This window comes from Methylobacterium sp. Leaf99, from assembly GCF_001422375.1.
Lineage (GTDB): Bacteria > Pseudomonadota > Alphaproteobacteria > Rhizobiales > Beijerinckiaceae > Methylobacterium.
Genome location: NZ_LMMU01000009.1, coordinates 113,937 through 130,505, shown reverse-complemented (window position 1 = coordinate 130,505; position 16,569 = coordinate 113,937). Strand labels below are relative to the sequence as shown.

The 16,569-nt window shown below is 68.6% G+C and carries 18 protein-coding genes; 12 read left to right on the top strand and 6 right to left on the bottom strand.

Features of this window, described 5'->3' with window-relative positions; genetic code table 11:
• Positions 1-313 precede the first annotated feature (313 nt).
• From ASF28_RS17405 to ASF28_RS17395, 3 genes are all read left to right on the top strand, one after another.
• Positions 314-1,549 carry an SMP-30/gluconolactonase/LRE family protein gene (locus tag ASF28_RS17405; protein WP_082476631.1) on the top strand — a complete coding sequence of 412 codons (1,236 nt, stop codon included), beginning with the start codon at positions 314-316 and terminating at the stop codon, positions 1,547-1,549.
• A gap of 80 nt (positions 1,550-1,629) precedes the next feature.
• Positions 1,630-2,604 carry an SMP-30/gluconolactonase/LRE family protein gene (locus ASF28_RS17400; RefSeq protein WP_056095502.1) on the top strand — a complete coding sequence of 325 codons (975 nt, stop codon included), beginning with the start codon at positions 1,630-1,632 and terminating at the stop codon, positions 2,602-2,604.
• Between the two features lie 32 nt (positions 2,605-2,636).
• Positions 2,637-3,845 (top strand): L-dopachrome tautomerase-related protein, encoded by a 1,209-nt coding sequence (locus ASF28_RS17395; RefSeq protein WP_056095499.1) that lies wholly within the window; start codon positions 2,637-2,639, stop codon positions 3,843-3,845.
• A 45-nt stretch (positions 3,846-3,890) separates the two neighbouring features.
• Here the strand turns inward: ASF28_RS17395 and ASF28_RS17390 are convergent, their stop codons facing one another.
• The 4 genes from ASF28_RS17390 to relB all read right to left on the bottom strand — a co-directional run bounded on the left by ASF28_RS17390 (position 3,891) and on the right by relB (position 6,731).
• Positions 3,891-4,748, bottom strand: coding sequence for an SDR family oxidoreductase (locus ASF28_RS17390; protein WP_056095496.1), 858 nt, complete (start codon positions 4,746-4,748; stop codon positions 3,891-3,893).
• A 92-nt stretch (positions 4,749-4,840) separates the two neighbouring features.
• Entirely contained in the window at positions 4,841-5,506 is a 666-nt protein-coding gene (ccmB, locus tag ASF28_RS17385; protein ID WP_187273033.1) for a heme exporter protein CcmB, read from the bottom strand.
• A complete protein-coding gene (ccmA, locus tag ASF28_RS17380; RefSeq protein ID WP_056095494.1) occupies positions 5,506-6,156 on the bottom strand; it encodes a heme ABC exporter ATP-binding protein CcmA in 651 nt (216 codons plus the stop codon). Before ccmA ends, ccmB begins: the two co-directional genes overlap by 1 nt.
• Positions 6,157-6,494: 338 nt before the next feature.
• Positions 6,495-6,731, bottom strand: a complete 237-nt coding sequence (relB, locus tag ASF28_RS17375) for a type II toxin-antitoxin system RelB family antitoxin (RefSeq protein WP_056095489.1) — start codon at positions 6,729-6,731, stop codon at positions 6,495-6,497.
• A gap of 169 nt (positions 6,732-6,900) precedes the next feature.
• On the opposite strand from relB, the gene ASF28_RS17370 reads away from it, so the two are divergent.
• The 4 genes from ASF28_RS17370 (at position 6,901) to ASF28_RS17355 (ending at position 10,672) form a co-directional block, all read left to right on the top strand.
• Positions 6,901-7,179: a DUF4258 domain-containing protein gene (locus ASF28_RS17370; protein WP_056095821.1), complete on the top strand. Its 279-nt coding sequence runs from the start codon at positions 6,901-6,903 to the stop codon at positions 7,177-7,179.
• A 22-nt stretch (positions 7,180-7,201) separates the two neighbouring features.
• Positions 7,202-7,360: a DUF2283 domain-containing protein gene (locus ASF28_RS17365; protein WP_244029737.1), complete on the top strand. Its 159-nt coding sequence runs from the start codon at positions 7,202-7,204 to the stop codon at positions 7,358-7,360.
• A gap of 252 nt (positions 7,361-7,612) precedes the next feature.
• Positions 7,613-10,312 (top strand): aconitate hydratase AcnA, encoded by a 2,700-nt coding sequence (gene acnA, locus ASF28_RS17360; RefSeq protein WP_056095819.1) that lies wholly within the window; start codon positions 7,613-7,615, stop codon positions 10,310-10,312.
• 171 nt (positions 10,313-10,483) lie between these two features.
• Entirely contained in the window at positions 10,484-10,672 is a 189-nt protein-coding gene (locus ASF28_RS17355) for a YegP family protein (protein ID WP_056095817.1), read from the top strand.
• 60 nt (positions 10,673-10,732) lie between these two features.
• Here ASF28_RS17355 and ASF28_RS17350 read toward each other — a convergent pair whose 3' ends face one another.
• Together ASF28_RS17350 and ASF28_RS17345 are read right to left on the bottom strand one after the other, a co-directional pair.
• On the bottom strand, positions 10,733-11,422 hold the full coding sequence (locus tag ASF28_RS17350; protein ID WP_056095485.1) for a YoaK family protein: 690 nt from the start codon (positions 11,420-11,422) through the stop codon (positions 10,733-10,735).
• Positions 11,423-11,609: 187 nt separating this feature from the next.
• Positions 11,610-12,722 carry an AI-2E family transporter gene (locus ASF28_RS17345; RefSeq protein WP_082476630.1) on the bottom strand — a complete coding sequence of 371 codons (1,113 nt, stop codon included), beginning with the start codon at positions 12,720-12,722 and terminating at the stop codon, positions 11,610-11,612.
• 479 nt (positions 12,723-13,201) lie between these two features.
• Here ASF28_RS17345 and ASF28_RS23740 point away from each other — a divergent pair, with 479 nt between their 5' ends.
• From ASF28_RS23740 to ASF28_RS17330, 5 genes are all read left to right on the top strand, one after another.
• The gene (locus tag ASF28_RS23740) at positions 13,202-13,543 is read left to right on the top strand and encodes a helix-turn-helix domain-containing protein (protein ID WP_082476629.1); all 342 of its coding nucleotides are present in this window, start codon (positions 13,202-13,204) and stop codon (positions 13,541-13,543) included.
• 182 nt (positions 13,544-13,725) lie between these two features.
• A complete protein-coding gene (locus ASF28_RS22625; RefSeq protein WP_157085636.1) occupies positions 13,726-14,394 on the top strand; it encodes an Abi family protein in 669 nt (222 codons plus the stop codon).
• Between the two features lie 229 nt (positions 14,395-14,623).
• Positions 14,624-14,929 carry an acyl carrier protein gene (locus ASF28_RS17340; protein WP_056095482.1) on the top strand — a complete coding sequence of 102 codons (306 nt, stop codon included), beginning with the start codon at positions 14,624-14,626 and terminating at the stop codon, positions 14,927-14,929.
• 19 nt (positions 14,930-14,948) lie between these two features.
• Positions 14,949-15,434 (top strand): 3-hydroxyacyl-ACP dehydratase FabZ family protein, encoded by a 486-nt coding sequence (locus ASF28_RS17335; RefSeq protein WP_056095479.1) that lies wholly within the window; start codon positions 14,949-14,951, stop codon positions 15,432-15,434.
• Positions 15,431-16,561: a beta-ketoacyl-ACP synthase gene (locus ASF28_RS17330; protein WP_056095476.1), complete on the top strand. Its 1,131-nt coding sequence runs from the start codon at positions 15,431-15,433 to the stop codon at positions 16,559-16,561. Before ASF28_RS17335 ends, ASF28_RS17330 begins: the two co-directional genes overlap by 4 nt.
• Positions 16,562-16,569: the final 8 nt, after the last annotated feature.

The following is a 16,569-nucleotide window of genomic DNA, read 5'->3' as shown; positions in this document are numbered from 1 at the left end:
CATCCCTAATAATCCCCTAATATGGAAATAAAGGGAGATCTGGATTTGGTATTTCAAACACCGTGCCCGGCAAGCGAAACTCATCACGGATCCGTTACTGGAATTCCGGTTCCGCACATCATGCTTCGCCGACGATCCGACGGGATCGCGGCGGTTCGCGCCGTCGCGGCGCCGGTTTGCCATGCGTCGAACATGCGTCGAACCGGCCCGGGAAATCCGATGAAGCTTGGCCGCGGGTCCGTGCGTTGTCCGCCCGAACCCCGAACGTCCCGTTCGTCAGATCCTCGTCCATGAGATCGCGATGCCTCAACACATGACATCTCCTTCGGCCCGCACCGCAACTTCGGCCCGCACCGCCACCCCGCTCGTCTCCCTGGCCGTCCCCCTCCTGGCGGCCCTCGTCGCCGGCACCGTTCCGGGGGGCGCCCCCGCGGTGGCGCAGCCGGCCCCCGCCGGGGCGGCGCTGACCAAGGTCGCGAGCTTCGAGCATCAGGTCACCGGCGTCACCGTGTCGAAGGACGGCCGGATCTTCGTCAATTTTCCGCGCTGGACCGAGGACACGGAGGTGTCCGTCGCCGAGGTGAAGGACGGCAAGGTCATGCCCTTCCCCGACGCCGCGTGGAATTCCTGGCGCAACGCGAAGAAGGACGAGGTCTCGGCCAAGGATCACTGGATCTGCGTCCAGAGCGTGGTCGCGAGCCCCGACGGCAACGTCTGGGTGCTCGATCCCGCCGCCCCCGCCATGGGGGCGCTGGTGCCGGGCGGCGCCAAGCTCGTCGAGATCGACCTGAAGACCAACCAGCCGGGCCGGACCATCGCGTTCGACGACACGGTGGCGCCCCAGGGCTCCTACCTCAACGACGTGCGCTTCTCGCCCGACGGCAAGACCGCCTACCTCACGGATTCGGGCGCACGGGGGGCCCTGGTGGTGGTGGACCTCGACAGCGGCGTGTCCCGCCGCGTCCTCGACGGCGATCCCTCGACGCAGCCCGACAAGGGCGTGACCGTGACCTATGACGGCAAGCCCCTGCGCCGGCCCGACGGGCGCGGCGTCGAGTTCGCCGCCGACGGCCTCGCCCTCTCGCCGGACGGCAAGACCCTCTACTGGCAGGCGATCAAGGGCAAGACCCTCTACAGCCTGCCGACGGAGGCCCTGGCCGACGGCGTCGCCACGGCCCTGATGCCGACGGGGCTCGCCGACAAGAGCCTGGCGGGCAAGATCGCCGTCGTGGGCGAGAACGGCCCGGCGGACGGGCTCATCATCTCGCGGCACGACGGGCGGATGTACATCACCTCGCCCCAGGACGATTCCATCAAGGTGCGCGACCTCTCGGCCAAGGGCTCGGCGACCGCCACCGTGATCAAGGACGCGCGCCTGCGCTGGCCCGACACCTTCGGCGAGGGCCCGGACGGGACGCTCTACGTCACCACCTCGCGCATCCAGGATTCGGCCTTCTACAAGCCCGACGCCCCGGCGGCCCTGCCCACCGACCTGTGGAGCTTCAAGCCGACCGGGGACGCCACCGGCTCGACCAAGCCGGCGCGCTGACCCGACGGACCGGGCGGCCGCGGGCCGCCCGGTCCCCGAACCCCATTCCTCGAATCTCATTCCTCGAATTCTGGGCGACGATGCTCCGACGCAGCTTCCTCCGCCGGGCCGGCCTCGGCCTCGCCCTCGCGGCCGCCCCGCGGGGCGCCCTCGCCGAAGCCCTGCGGGCCGACGATCCGGCCTTCGCCGCCGTGGTCGATGCGGAGGCGCGCCTCGCCACCCTGTATTCCGGGGGGCGCTGGTGCGAGGGTCCGTGCTACGCGCCCGCCCTCGGCGGCCTCGTCTTCAGCGACGTCAGGGCCAATCGCATGCTCGTCATCGGCGACGACGGCCGGGTCGAAACCGTCCGCGACCCGTCGGCCAACGCCAACGGCAACACCCTCGACGCCGGGGGCCGCCTCGTCACCTGCGAGCACCGGGGCCGGCGGGTGGTGCGGGCCGAGGCCGACGGGTCGCTCACCGTCCTGGCCGACCGCTACGGCGGTCAGCCCCTGAACTCGCCCAACGACGCGGTCCTGGCCCCCGACGGCGCGATCTGGTTCACCGATCCGATCTTCGGCATCGCCATGCCGGACGAGGGGATCGTGCGCACGCCGGCACAGGCCGCCCGGCGGGTCTACCGCATCGACCCCGACGGCACGCTCACGGGCATGAGCGACGCCCTCGACCAGCCCAACGGCCTCGCCTTCAGCCCGGACGGGCGCCTCCTCTACGTCACCGACACCGGCGGCTCCCTCAATCCCGAGGGTGCCCGCGCCGTCATGGCCTTCCCCGTGGAGAACGGGCGCACCCTCGGGACCCCGCGCCCCTTCGCCACCGTGGAGGCGGGCGTGCCCGATGGGCTCACCGTCGACGCCGACGGGCGGGTCTACGCCGCCTGCGGCGACGGCGTGCGGGTCTACGCACCGGACGGCCGGCGCCTCGGCCGGATCGCCACGGCCATGGATGCCGCCAACGTCACCTTCGGCGGCCCCGACGGGCGCCGCCTCTTCATCGCCTCCGGCCCCGCCATCCTGGCCATCGACCTCAAGGTCCGCGGCGCGGCCCACGGGTGATTTTTGTTTCGTTCGAACATCCGAGATCCATCATGACGCTTGCCCGACGCGACCTCCTCGCCGCCGGCTTCGGCGGTGCCGCCGGCCTCACCGGGGCCGCCGTGCTGTCCGCCTCCGGCGCGACGGCGAAATCCGAACCTGCCGCGATGGCCCCTGGGCCCGTCACGACGGATCGCACGCCCGGCGGCCTCGAACTCGCCTTCACCGCCGACGCGCCCTCGACGCCGACGGGCCTCGCCATCGCGCGCGGGGGCCGGGCCTTCATCATGATGCCGCGCTTCGACGCCAAGGTGCCCTACACCCTCGGCGAGGTGCTTCCGGGCGGGGCCGTGCGGGCCTATCCCGACCTGGCGACCAACCAGCCCGATACGACCAAACCCCAGGCGAGCCTGTTCCACGTGCCCAACGGCGTGTTCGATCGGGACGACACCCTGTGGCTCCTCGATGCCGGCCTGCCCGACGGCTCCGGGCCGCCGGTGAAGGGCGGCGCCAAGCTGGTGCAGATGGACATCGTGCAGAACCGCATCCTCCGGATGGTGCCGCTCGAATCCGGCATCGCTCCGACCTCGTCCCTCAACGACCTGCGCATCGACATCCGCGACGGGTATGCCCGCGCCTACATCACCGACCAGGGCCAGGACGGGGAGGGCGCGATCCTCGCCGTCGACCTCGCCACCGGGCGGGTGGTGCGGCGCCTCCACGGCCATGCCAGCACCAAGTCGCAGAAGGGGCTGACGAAGTTCGTTGAAGGCCGGGCCGTGGTCCAGCGCAAGGCGAACAGCCCGCCCCGCCCGGTCCAGGGCGGCGCCAACGGCATCGCCCTCAGCCCCGACGGACGGCGCCTGTACTACGCCCCCCTCATCGGCCGGCACCTCTACGCCGTGGACACCGCCACCCTCCTTGATCCGCAGGCCACCGACGCCGCGGTGGCGGCCAGCGTCGAGGACCTCGGCGAGAAGGGCATGACCGGCGGCCTCACCACGGATTCCAAGGACCGGGTCTACCTCGCCCTGCAGGAGTTCAACGCGGTGGGCCGGCGCAACCCCGACGGCACCGTCGAGATCCTGGCCTCCGACCCGCGCCTGATCTGGGCCGACACGTTCTGGATCACCCCCGACCGCTGGCTCCACATCTCGTCGGCCCAGGTGAACCGCCGGCCGGAATACAATGGCGGAACCGACGCGCAGACGCCGCCCTACGCCATCCTGAAGATTCGGATCGACGCCGACCCCGTGGTGTGACGCCGTCGACGGTGCCTCCCCGGCCGGGGAGGCACCGGAGGGACATCAGATCGTGACCATGCCGCCCGTCACGGCGATCATCGCGCCGCTCATGTAGCTGCCTTCGTCCGAGGCCAGGAGCACGTAGGCGCCGGCGAGTTCGGCCGGCTGGCCGGGGCGGCCGAGCGGCGTCTTCGAGCCGAAGGTCTCGACCTGCTCCGTGTACATGGTCGCGGGGATCAGGGGCGTCCAGATCGGCCCCGGCAGCACCGCGTTGGCGCGGATGCCGCGCGGCCCGAGGGTCTTGGCGAGGTTGGTGGTCATGTTGGCGATGGCCGCCTTGGTGGACGAGTAGGCGAGCTGCTGCTCCACCGGGTTCTTGGCGTTCACCGACGAGGTGTTGATGATGGACGCCCCCGGCTTCAGGTGCGGCGAGGCGGCCTTGAGGATGTAGAACATCGCGTGGACGTTGACGGCGTAGTGCCGGTCCCAGTCGGCGATCTCAATGTCCTCCAGGGTGTCGGCGAGCTTCTGGAACGCCGCGTTGTTCACCACGATGTCGAGGCGGCCGAATTCCGCGACGGTCTTCTCGACGAGGCTCGCGCAGTGGCGGTGATCGGCGACGTCGCCGGGCAGCAGGACGACGCGGCGGCCGGCGCGCTCGACCCAGGCGGCGGTGTCCTTGGCGTCGTCGTGCTCGTCGAGGTAGCTGAGCGCGATGTCGGCGCCCTCGCGGGCATAGGCGATGGCCACCGCCCGGCCGATGCCGCTGTCGCCGCCGGTGATGAGTGCGACCTTGCCGGTGAGCTTGCCCGAGCCCCGGTAGCTGTCCTCGCCGTGGTCCGGCTTCGGATTCATCTCACCGGACCGGCCCGGATAGGGAATCGGCGGCTGCGGGAACGGGGGCTTGGGGTAATCGACCATGGGAACTCCGTCGGGCGGCCCCCGTCGGGGGCCTTCGACGGGACAAGCGCCGGGCCCCGGCCCGGTTCGCCGGACCGAAGGTCACAGACCCGTCATTCGCTCCAGCGCAGGGCCGCCGCCGCCGCCACGGTGCCGACCACCCCGGCGATGAGGGTGAGGCCGGCGAGGATGGCGAGCGGCGTCGTGAACGGCACCGTGCCGCCGAGGGCCGCCTCGCTCGCCGAGACGCCGAAGATCAGGGTCGGGATCATCAGGGGCAGCACCACCACGGCCAGAATCAGCCCGCCGCGCCGGATCGAGGCGGTGAGGGCCGAGCCGACGGCGCCGATGAAGGTCAGGGCCGGGGTGCCCACCAGCAGGGTCAGGCTGGTGGCGGCCATGGCCGTGCCGTCGAGCGCCACGAGCAGGCCGAACAGGGGGGCGGCCAGCGCGAGGGGCAGGCCGGTGGTCAGCCAGTGGGCCAGGACCTTGGCCAGAACCACGAGCTCCATGGGCACCGGCGCGCCGGTCATGAGGTCCAGGGAGCCGTCCTCTTCGTCGGCCTGGAACAGGCGGTCGAGGCCGATGAGGGTGGCGAGCACCGCCGCCAGCCACAGGATGGCGGGGCCGATCCGCGACAGCAGGTTGAGGTCGGGCCCGAGGGCGAACGGCACCACGGCCACGATCATGAGGAAGAACACCAGGGACAGGGCCCCCGAGCCGCCGACCCGGGCGGCGAGTGCCAAGTCGCGGGCGACGAGGGCTTTCAGGGCGCGCATCACCACCACACGTCTCCGGCCGCGGCGGCTTGGGACGCCCGTGCGTCGGGTCGGGCCGGCTCGATGCGGAGCTCGCGGGCGCCGTCGAGGCCGAGGGCCTGGTGAGTCGCCGCGATGACGAGGCCGCCTTCCGCCCGGTGGCGCGCCATCATGCCGGAGAGCACCCCCTGCGAGGCGACGTCGAGGGCCGCCGTCGGCTCGTCGAGGAGCCAGAGCGGCCGCCGGCACACCAGGAGGCGGGCGAGCGCCACCCGCCGGCGCTGCCCGGCGGACAGGTAGGCCACCGGCAGCTTCAACGCGTGGCCGAGGCCGAGTTCCTCCAGGGCCGCGCGCGGGCTCGCGGTGGGCATCCCCAGGAGGTCACGGGCGAAGGCGAGGTTCTCTTCCGCCGTGAGCGGGCTCTTCAGCCCGTCGCGGTGGCCGACTACGTGCAGGCATTCGGGCAGGGTCGCCTCGCCGACCCCCGCCACCGTGAGGGTCCCGGCCTCGGGCTTGAGGCGGCCGGCGAGCACGGCGAGCAAGGTCGACTTGCCGGCGCCGTTGCGCCCGGTGACCATCAGGGCCTCGCCGGCATCGACGGTGAACGACACGTCCGAAAAGATGCGGCGGCCGGAGCGGCGGACGGTGAGGTTTTGGGCGGTCAGCCGCACGGGATTGTCTGGATCAAGCGCCTGTCCGTAAGCCTTCAGGGAAGGTGTGACCGCGCTATCACGCGTCGTCGAAGACGCGTCTACCGCAAAACGATCTCAGCGATAGACCGAGCGGCGATTTCCGACGTTCACCACGAGGATTCGCAAGGCGTGGTCCTCGATACCGACGATCACCCACGCGATACCGCCAGAGGTGCCCGAGCCGGGTGCCCGTGAGGGCACTGCCGATCACCCGGGGATTGTCGAGGGGCGAAATCCGGTGGCGTAGGAACCTGAGGATCCGTTCGGCCGAGGCGGGATCGAGTTTGGCGAGTTCCCGTTCGGCCGAACGGTCGAACTCAATCCGCCAGGCCATACCGGGCCATCGCCTCGGAAAGCGGAATCGTACCAGCTTCTCCGCGCTGAATGGCTTCGAGCCGGCTTTCGGCCAATTCCACATCCTCGATATCTTGCTCGATATCCTTCAGGTGATCGAGGATCGCGTCCCGAGCGTAGTCGTCCGTGCTGCGGCCCGTGCGCCGTGCCAGGGCTGCGAGGCGATCCTCGATCTCATGCGGCAGGCGAAGGGCGATCATCGGCATCTCCGGTCCAGAGCCCAATCTAGCGCGCTTCCACCCATGACGTCCACGCAGCCGGCAGGTGGGCGCCCCCCACAGCCAACAGACGCGGCGCTCTGTCGGGCCGCCGGTAGCGGCCAGGTTCGACGTGTTCTATGCCGGGTTCAGGCTGCGCCGGGCGGGTCTCATGCTGGTCCCGATCTTCACCTACACGCAACACGCGCGGGACCAGATCGCGCTGCGTTCTCTCGACCAGGCCTGGGTGGAGCGCACGATCCTGGCCCCGGATGCCGTGGAGCCCGATCCCCGGCATCCGGATCGAAGGCGGGCCTTCCGCGCCCTGCCGGAACGGGACGGCCGCGTGCTTCGCGTGGTTTATGTGGTACGCTCGGCCGCGACCTTTCACGGGATCACAGCCTTCCTCGATCGTGGGCGGAGACCCGGCACGCATGAAATCCTGGTATGACCGTGAGGCGGACGCACTCTACGTGCAGCTCGCCGACGCCACGATCGTCGGGAGCGAGGAGGTGCGCCCGGGCATCATGCTCGATTTCGATGCGGCCGGACGGGTCGTCGGGATCGAAATCCTCGATGCCTCCGAACACGTGGCCGAAGGCGCGGATTTCGCGCACCTCGTCGCAGCATAGCCCCTCCCGCCGGCGACAGACCCACGGCCGTGTCACGGCCCACCCGTAGCGGCCAGTTTCGAAGTGTTCTATACCGAGCCCAGGCTGCGCCGCGCGAGTCTCAGGGCGTCCAAATCGCCCTTCGCGCAACAACCTGTCCGGGCACCCCCGGAGCGGCGCGCGCTCACCAGCGCACCCAGCCGAGCACGAATTTCGTGGCGCAGGTTATGCCTGCGCGTGTTCGACCAACCGCTCGCGAGGATCAATAACGCCGTGGCATCGCTCGACAGCTTCCAGTCCCGCCAGACCCTCACCGTCGGGGACAAGTCCTACACCTACTACTCGATCGCCCATGCGGAGAAGGCGGGCCTGGCCGACGCCACCGCCCTGCCGTTCTCCATGAAGGTGATCCTCGAGAACCTCCTGCGGTTCGAGGACGACCGTTCGGTGAAGAAGGCCGACATCTCCGCCACCGTCGCGTGGCTGGACAACCGCGGCAAGACCGAGACCGAGATCGCCTTCCGCCCCGCCCGCGTCCTCATGCAGGATTTTACGGGCGTGCCGGCGGTCGTGGATCTCGCCGCCATGCGCGACGCCATGGTCGCCCTCGGGGGTGACCCCCAAAAGATCAACCCCCTGGTGCCCGTCGACCTCGTCATCGACCACTCGGTCATCGTCGACGAGTTCGGCACCCCGAAGGCCCTGGCCGACAACGTGGCGCTCGAATATTCGCGCAATGGCGAGCGCTACACCTTCCTGAAATGGGGCCAGTCGGCCTTCGACAATTTCTCCGTCGTCCCCCCCGGCACCGGCATCTGCCACCAGGTCAACCTCGAGTACCTGTCGCAGACCGTGTGGACCAAGGCCGAAGACGGCACCGAAATCGCCTATCCGGACAGCCTCGTCGGCACCGATTCGCACACCACCATGGTCAACGGTCTGGCCGTGCTCGGCTGGGGCGTCGGCGGCATCGAGGCCGAGGCCGCCATGCTCGGCCAGCCCCTGTCCATGCTGATCCCCGAGGTCGTCGGCTTCAAGCTGTCGGGCAAGCTGCCCGAGGGCACCACGGCCACCGACCTCGTGCTCACGGTCACGCAGATGCTGCGCAAGAAGGGCGTGGTCGGCAAGTTCGTGGAATTCTACGGCCCCGGCCTCGACGACATGGCGGTGGCCGACCGCGCCACCATCTCCAACATGGCCCCGGAATACGGCGCCACCTGCGGCTTCTTCCCCATCGACCGGAAGACCATCGACTTCCTCACGGTCACGAGCCGCACGGACGAGCGCATCGCCCTGGTGGAGGCCTACGCCAAGGCGCAGGGCATGTGGCGCGACGCCCAGACCCCCGACCCGGTCTTCACCGACACCCTGGAGCTCGACATGAGCGACGTGCGCCCGTCGCTGGCTGGCCCCAAGCGCCCGCAGGACCGGGTGCTCCTCGATGCGGCCAAACCCGGCTTCGCCGGCTCCATGGAGACCGAGTTCAAGCGCGCCGCCGACATCGCCCGGCGCTACCCGGTGGAGGGCGCCAACTTCGACATCGGCCACGGCGACGTGGTCATCGCCGCCATCACGAGCTGCACCAACACCTCGAACCCGAGCGTGATGATCGGCGCCGGCCTCCTCGCCCGCAACGCCGTGGCCAAGGGCCTGCGCTCGAAGCCGTGGGTGAAGACGTCCCTCGCCCCCGGCTCCCAGGTGGTGGCCGAGTACCTCGAAAGCGCCGGCCTGCAGCAGCCCCTCGATGCCCTGGGCTTCAACCTCGTCGGCTTCGGCTGCACCACCTGCATCGGCAATTCCGGCCCGCTGCCGGCGGCGATCTCGAAGGCCATCAACGACAACGACGTGGTCGCCGCCGCCGTGCTCTCGGGCAACCGCAACTTCGAGGGCCGGGTGAACCCGGATGTCCGGGCGAACTACCTCGCCTCGCCGCCCCTGGTGGTGGCCTACGCCCTGGCCGGCTCCATGCAGATCGACCTCGCCACGGAGCCCCTCGGCACCGGCTCGGACGGCCAGCCCGTCTACCTCAAGGACATCTGGCCCTCGACGGCGGAGGTGGCGGAGTTCATCGAGGCCAACATCACCTCGGCCCTGTTCAAGTCGCGCTACGCCGACGTGTTCGGCGGCGACGATTACTGGAAGGCCGTCGAGGTCACCGAGGCCGAGACCTTCGCCTGGGATTCGACGTCGACCTACGTGCAGAACCCGCCCTATTTCGAGGGCATGACCAAGGTTCCGGCCCCCGTCGAGGACGTGGTCGATGCCCGCATCCTCGGCCTGTTCCTCGATTCCATCACCACCGACCACATCTCGCCGGCGGGCAACATCCGGGCGAATTCCCCGGCGGGCGCCTACCTGCAGGAGCATCAGGTCCGGGTGCAGGACTTCAACCAGTACGGCACCCGCCGCGGCAACCACGAAGTCATGATGCGCGGCACCTTCGCCAACATCCGCATCAAGAACCAGATGGTCCGCGACGAATCCGGCGCCGTGGTCGAGGGCGGCTGGACCCTGTTCCAGCCCTCCGGCGAGCGGATGTTCATCTACGACGCCGCGCAGAAGTATCAGGCCGAGGGCACGCCCCTCGTCGTCTTCGCCGGCAAGGAATACGGCACCGGCTCGTCGCGCGACTGGGCGGCCAAGGGCACCAAGCTGCTCGGCGTCCGCGCCGTGGTGGCCGAGAGCTTCGAGCGCATCCACCGCTCGAACCTCGTCGGCATGGGCATCGTGCCCCTGGTGTTCCAGGGCGAGACGTCCTGGGCCTCCCTCGGCCTGAAGGGCGACGAGACCGTGACCCTGCTGGGCCTGTCGGGTGATCTGAAACCCCGCCAGACCATGGTGGCGCAGATCAAATCGGCCGACGGCACCGTACAGGACGTGCCGCTCACCTGCCGGATCGATACCCTCGACGAGCTCGAGTATTATCGGAACGGCGGCATTCTGCCCTACGTGCTGCGCTCCCTCGCGGCGTAACACCGGCGGCCCTGCGATGACGAAAGGCTCCGCCCGAAAGGGCGGGGCCTTTTCCGTTTCGGATGCCTTGAAAACCATCGTTCAAGTTAATAAATATCTCACTATCCAATCTTAGGTTTGGATAGTGAGAGGCGCCGCACGGCTGCGGAGCCTATGGTCATGGAGAGAACGATGAGCGCCGTAACCTATCCCTGCTACAAGCTGAAGAAGGACGTCCGGGGCCAGTGGTACTGGGTCTACTATGCCAAGAACGGCGAAGAGATCTCGAAGAGCAGCGAGAGCTACGTCGCCAGGTCCGATTGCGAAAACGGCATCAAGCTCAACAAGGCTTCCGCCAACGATCCGGTGTTCCAGGTCTAGGGGCCAAGGTCGGAGGGATGGACCCTCGCCCTGGGTTCGTCTCCGACCCAGGGCGGCGGGTCACGGATGCGATTTCCGGTCGGGAACGAACAGCAATCCGACGAGGATGAAGGCGGGCACGAGCACGCACCAGAACGACACGGCCGCAACCCCGAATGCCCCGGCCAGTGCGCCCGTCGCGAACGCCAGCACGGCGGACAGGGTGCGCCGCAGGCGGGTGCCGACCTGCTCACTGAGCTTCGCCCCGCACAGACGGTCGGTCAGGTCGATCACGGCCTGCGTGACGTTCACGGTCATCACGGTCGTCGCCGCCAAGTGGCCGATCACCAGACGCCCGATGCCGTTCTGGATACCCATCGCGGCAACCCCGAGCATGCCCACGCCGATCGCCCTCGCGCCATCCGGTGAGCCGAGGGGCGACATGGCGGCGCCCGCCATCGCGAAGGCGATGAGGACGGCGGCTTCGAGGGCCAGCAGAGGGCGCAGGGGCGGCGAGCCTCGCCGCTCCAGGGCCAGGGCGATCAGGCGCGTGACAGCCACGGCCAGGATGAACACCGGAAGGGCAAGCAGCTTGGCGAGGACGCCGGTCGAGGTCGAGATCAACTCCGCACCGATCAGGACGAAGTTGCCGGTGACGTGGGCCGTGAAGAGGCCGGTCAGGGTGATGAAGGCGGCGGTGTCGACGAAGCCCGCGACGAAGGCGAGCCCGACACCGATGACGGCATCTCTATCGGCGTGAGTGGGCACGATGCATCGGTCTCCGAACCATCAGTGGCAGAGCTTTTTCGATCATGGGGCCGGACGTCCACCGGGCGACCTCCTCCTCGCGGTGCAGGTGCCCTGCGGCCGCCTTGAAGGAGAACGCCCGGCTCCGCAACGCGACCAGGAAGTCTGCTTCGCGGCCCCTGCGTGGCCGGCTGGGACGCAGGAAGGCTGTTCACGCCACCGGTGCCGCACCCGCCCCGCCCGTAAACTCCCGCCACAGCAGGATCAGCGCCGCCATCACGGCGGGACCGAGGAACAGGCCGAGCAGCCCGAACGTCTCGACGCCCCCCAGAATTCCCAAAAGCACCCAGAGGAAGGGCAGCTGCGTGGTGCCGCCGATGAGGGCGGGGCGGACGAAGTGGTCGGCCACGAACGTCACGACGAAGCCCGCCGCGACGACGACCGCCGCCGGAACCACGGAGCCCGCGGCGAGGAGCACCAGGGCGGCGGCGCCGAAGACCAGGGGCGCGCCGAACGGGATCATGGCCGCCACCGCGGTCAAGGCACCGAGGAGCACCGGGTGCGGCACCCCGGCGAAGTAGTAGACGATCCCGAGCAGCACGCCCTCGCCGAGGCCGACGAGGACGAGGCCGTCGACGGTGCCGTGGACCGAGGCCACCATCTGGCGGGCGACGCGCTCGCCGCGCGGGCCGAACAGGCGGGCGCTCGCCGTCAGCACCTGGGCGGCTACCAGCTTCCCGTCCCGGAACAGGAAGAACAGGGCGACGAGGCTGAAGCCGAACAGCACGCTGCGCCGGACGATCTGCGCCCCGAGGCTGCGCGACAGGCCGATGGCGGTGGAATTGTCGAGGTGGTGCAGGAGGTCGACGCCCGCCTTCGGGTGGCTCAGGTTCTCGGCCCACCACGCGCTCGCCTGCGCACCGCCGAACGGCAGCCGCGAAAACACCTCCGGCACCGGCAGGCCGGTTTCCTCGGCCGCGCGCGCCAGGGCGACAACGTCGTGGGCCTCCCGCGCCGCCTGGATGCCGAGCACCACCAGGGGCAGCAGGAACACCAGGGCGACGGCGAGGGTGAACAGGCTCGGCAGCAGCAGGTTGTGCCGGCCCGGCGGCCAGCGCCGTTCGGCCCGGGCGTAGAGGGGACCCAGGGCGATGGCGAGGATCACCGCCCAGGCCAAAGCCGGCAGGAACGGGTGCAGCACCCAGAGCCCGAGGGCGGCGAGCCCGGCCACGAGGAGGATGCGGGCGACGCCCTGGGCGCGCGGCGTCAGGGCACCGGGCGGGGGCGGCGCGGCCGGATCGGCGGCGCGGGGGGGCAGGGCCATGGGTACGGAAGCCTCGATGAGGGGCGGCGGCGGCCAGCACGGCCGAGGCCCGAAAATCATCCATGTAGGCTTCCGTGAGCGCGTGCGGAATGACCTCGCGCTCACGATCGGGGCACCTCCGGAAAAAGCGGTAGTGTCTCAGCTCGACTTTGACGTGGAGCGTCAGAACCTCACGATACGGATGCGGATGAAAGCGGCCCATCCGCCTTTCAAACGCCTTTTCGAAGACGTTCGAGAACCACGCCCACATGGTCGCTCTCGACACGTTCTGGTACAGCTTCGTAGAAATGCACAAGAGGCACCAGGTGAGCCCGGCAATGGCCGCCGGCATCTTGGATCGGCTCCGGGGCAAGAAAGACGGGGCAAGCCGCGTTGAAGCCTCCGCGCCCAGACCAGGGAAACGTGGCCCGTACACATCACGCACCCAAGCCAAAGTTTTTGTAGTTCTCGCTTGACGGGCCTTCGGCCAACCTCCCTGTATGTTTCATCGACTTATGGAGATCGTTATGGCCGCAAAAATGGCCGCGGGAATTAAGCTAAAAAGAGAAGAACTCGACCTGTCTAAAACCGACTTGGCAAAGGCTGTGGGCGTATCACCGACGGCGGTTTGGAACTGGGAAGAAAACGACTCGAGGCCTCGTAAAAATGTTCTTCGGGAGATTGCAAGAGTTCTTGGGGTCAGCCACGACTATATTTTAACAAGACTATATTTTAAACGGCAGTTCTTCTACGAGCAACAGCCAGACCAAGCGCCGGCTGAGACAATTAGGTTAGCTGAACTAAGAAGAGCGACTTTAATGGCGTGCCCGCATCGCGCGTAAAACTTCGTCTTGAGATTCTACCGGAATGAAGTTTTCATTTCAAAGTTTATAAGTGCATAAAGCAAAGGGCGGACTCTGATGAGCCCGCCCTCGCCTTAATCCCGTCCAAGGGGGGTGTGCGACAAGTCGCAGTGACCGTTTCCCGAGGCTCACTCGGCCAACATAGGGCAGCAGCCAGGGTCATGCAAGAGGTTTTCTCCAAAACCCCGCTGCTTAAGCAGTCTTTTAAGGCATCCCTAAGTCCTGCCAGGTTCGCTAGGTATAGCGCTGAAGCCAAAGGCGATGACTTAAGGGCGATAGAAATTTATCATTGGAACGCAAGGCTTTCGCAGTCGCTTTACACTTATTTGCAGGCATGGGAGATTTGCTTTCGAAACCGCCTGAACGAGTTTCTGTGCTGGAAGTATAACAGCAATTGGCCATATGACGAGAAAAGGGCGCGCAGGCAGTTAACGCGGATGGATCAGGTGCGACTGCTAGATGCGCTTGATCGTCAAGAGAAATCTCGCGACATAAAGCCCGCCCCGCTACCCGCGATCGTGGCGGATTTGTCTGCAGGGTTCTGGGTGTCACAACTCTCGAAAAGCTACGACATCCCCTATGCTTGGAGACACAATCTCACGCGCATCTTTCCGCATGACAACGCTCTCGATGCGCGATCCGCCTGGACCATCTCAGACGAACTCCTTTCTTTGCGGAATCGTATTGCCCATCACGAACCAATTTTTCATCTGCCGTTGGAGCAACGACACCGTGACCTCCAGCGCGCAGTAGCTGCGATGTGTCCGGGCACTCATGCTTATGCTGAAGCGTCCTGCACTTTCATGGAGACGTGGAAATCCCGCCCCTGAAGGCGAACCAAATCCTGACTGAGACACCACCGAAAAACCCGCACGGTTGCCCGGCCTACCCCCCTCGTGTAAGGGACCGCCTTCATCTTTCGAGGACGGCGCGCGGCGTCGTCCGGCGGGACATGCTGCGCGACCGGGGGGCGCCGGGCATCGTGGGCCGGCCTCAAGGTCCGGCCATCGCCGGCGCGGGCCGGGGTGGCGGGATATCCAGCAAACACGGCGAGAACGCATGTCCGACCTGACCCAGACCGCCACCTTCGACCGCGTCGCCGAGATCATCGCCGACACCGCCGACATTCCGCGCGACACCATCACGCCGGAAAGCCACGCCATCGACGATCTCGGCATCGATTCCCTCGCCTTCCTCGACATCGCCTTCGCGGTGGACAAGGCCTTCGGGATCAAGCTGCCCCTGGAGCGCTGGACCCAGGAGGTCAACGAGGGCAAGGTCCCGGCCGAGGAGTACTTCGTCCTCAAGAACCTCTGCGCCCGCATCGACGCCCTCGTCGCCGAGAAGGCCGCCAAAGCCTCTTAAAGCCGCCGGAACCCCAGCCATGCGGCTCGAATATTTCGAGATGATCGACGCGGTGACGGTCCTGGACCGGGCCGCCGGCCGGATCGAGGCCGTGGCCCGCGTGCCGATGGAGAGCCCGGTCTTCGAGGGGCACTTTCCCGGCCATCCCCTGGTGCCGGGCGTGCTGCTCACCGAGACCATGGCCCAGGCCTCGGGCTACCTCATCCTGGCCCATCTCGGCTTCCGGCAGATGCCGTTCCTCATGGGGGTGGACAAGGCGCGGTTCCGGTCCTTCGTCGGCCCCGGCGCCGAGCTCGCGGTCGAGGCGACCCTCGAGCATGACGGCTCGGGCTACGCCGTGACCAAGGCGGCCATCCGCCACGACGGCAAGCCGCTCTGCAACGCCGAACTGCGCTTCCGCACCATGCCGTTCCCCGACGGCCTCGACGGGCCCATGCGGGCACGGGCGCGGCGGATCGGCCTCCTGGATCTCGCGGGGATCACGACGGAACCGGAGCCAGCATGAACGACGTCGTCGTCACCGGCCTCGGCCTCGTCTCCTGCGCGGGGGAGGGCATCGCGGCCCATCTCGACGCCCTCGCGGCGGGCGCGCCGGCGCGGACCGACACGGAGCGCTTCGCGCCCTACACGGTGCATCCCGTGGCGCCCCTGGCCCTCGACGGGCAGATCCCCAAAAAATCCGACCAGCGCCAGATGGAGCCGTGGCAGCGGCTCGGGGTCTACGCCGCCGGCCTCGCCCTCGACTCCGCCGGGCTGAAGGGCGACGCGGCCCTGAAGGGCGCCATGCACCTCGTCGTCGCCTGCGGCGGCGGCGAGCGCGACACGGCGGTGGACGGGGCGATCCTCACGGGGCTTCGCGGCGCGGAGGATGCCGGCGCCTACCTCAACGAGCGCCTGCTCAACGACCTGCGCCCGACCCTGTTCCTCGCCCAGCTCTCGAACCTGCTCGCCGGCAACATCGCCATCGTCCACGGGGTCACGGGGGCGTCCCGCACCTTCATGGGCGAGGAGGCCGCCGGCACCGACGCCCTGCGCATCGCGCAAGGTCGCATCGCCTCGGGTCAGGTCGACTGCATGCTGGTGGGCGGCTCCTACAGCGCCGAGCGCCCGGACGTGATGGTGATCCACGAGATGGGCGGATACCTGCGCGCCAAACCGTTCCGGCCGGTGTTTTCGCGGGAGCCCGAGGCCGAGGCCGGGTTCATCCTCGGCAGCGGCGCCGCCTTCCTCGTCCTCGAATCGGCGGACCACGCCCGCGCCCGCGGCGCGAAAGCCCTCGCCCGGCTCATGCCGGTCCGGAGCGACCGCACCCGGCGCGAGCCCGGCGCCACGGCGCGGAGCGTCGAAGCCCTGTGGCGGGCCTCGGGGGCGGAGACGCCCGACCAAGTGATCTCGGGCGCCACGGGCGTCACCGGCATCACGGCGGAGGAAGGCGCGGCCCTGGCCCGCCTCGCGGGCGGCGTGCCCGTGACGGCTCTGGGCGACATCATCGGCCACACCCTGGAGGTGACGGCCCCCTTCGGCGCCGCCCTGGCCGCCGGCCTCGTGGCGGAGGGCCGGGCCCGCGAGGTCGCGATCACCACGGTCGGCCACCGCCGCGGCGAGGGCGTGATCCGCGTCTGCGCGGCCTGACCGGGCGG

Coding starts and splice junctions, on each gene's coding strand:
- ASF28_RS17405 (WP_082476631.1), top strand. CDS start 314: ATGACATCTCCTTCGGCCCGCACCGCAACTTCGGCCCGCACCGCCACC.
- ASF28_RS17400 (WP_056095502.1), top strand. CDS start 1,630: ATGCTCCGACGCAGCTTCCTCCGCCGGGCCGGCCTCGGCCTCGCCCTC.
- ASF28_RS17395 (WP_056095499.1), top strand. CDS start 2,637: ATGACGCTTGCCCGACGCGACCTCCTCGCCGCCGGCTTCGGCGGTGCC.
- ASF28_RS17390 (WP_056095496.1), bottom strand. CDS start 4,748: ATGGTCGATTACCCCAAGCCCCCGTTCCCGCAGCCGCCGATTCCCTAT.
- ccmB (WP_187273033.1), bottom strand. CDS start 5,506: ATGCGCGCCCTGAAAGCCCTCGTCGCCCGCGACTTGGCACTCGCCGCC.
- relB (WP_056095489.1), bottom strand. CDS start 6,731: ATGATCGCCCTTCGCCTGCCGCATGAGATCGAGGATCGCCTCGCAGCC.
- ASF28_RS17370 (WP_056095821.1), top strand. CDS start 6,901: ATGCTGGTCCCGATCTTCACCTACACGCAACACGCGCGGGACCAGATC.
- ASF28_RS17355 (WP_056095817.1), top strand. CDS start 10,484: ATGAGCGCCGTAACCTATCCCTGCTACAAGCTGAAGAAGGACGTCCGG.
- ASF28_RS17345 (WP_082476630.1), bottom strand. CDS start 12,722: ATGGCCCTGCCCCCCCGCGCCGCCGATCCGGCCGCGCCGCCCCCGCCC.
- ASF28_RS23740 (WP_082476629.1), top strand. CDS start 13,202: ATGTTTCATCGACTTATGGAGATCGTTATGGCCGCAAAAATGGCCGCG.
- ASF28_RS22625 (WP_157085636.1), top strand. CDS start 13,726: ATGCAAGAGGTTTTCTCCAAAACCCCGCTGCTTAAGCAGTCTTTTAAG.
- ASF28_RS17340 (WP_056095482.1), top strand. CDS start 14,624: ATGTCCGACCTGACCCAGACCGCCACCTTCGACCGCGTCGCCGAGATC.
- ASF28_RS17335 (WP_056095479.1), top strand. CDS start 14,949: ATGCGGCTCGAATATTTCGAGATGATCGACGCGGTGACGGTCCTGGAC.
- ASF28_RS17330 (WP_056095476.1), top strand. CDS start 15,431: ATGAACGACGTCGTCGTCACCGGCCTCGGCCTCGTCTCCTGCGCGGGG.